At 74.6% G+C, this 236-nt stretch carries 1 protein-coding gene; it reads left to right on the forward strand.

The features are described from left to right. Positions 1–236 (forward strand): tyrosine-type recombinase/integrase (locus ACYQ0J_RS13500; RefSeq protein ID WP_460172615.1); only part of this gene is annotated, 236 nt, incomplete at both ends.

Below are 236 nucleotides of genomic sequence, written 5' to 3' on the forward strand. Positions count from 1 at the left end.
GCGGCCCAAGCTCCCCCGGAGGCTCCCCGTCTACCTCACCCCGCCCGAGGTGGCCCGCCTCCTCCAGGCGGCCTACCAGAACCGCTCCCCCCGGGTGGCCCTCCGGGACTGGGCCCTCCTCGCCTTCCTCTACGGCACAGGCCTCCGCCTCTCCGAGGCCCTGGCCCTGACCTACGCCGACCTCACCTATCAGGACGGCGTCCCCCACGCCATCCGGGTCCAGGGGAAGGGGGGGA

The organism is Thermus sp. FJN-A (assembly GCF_054655095.1).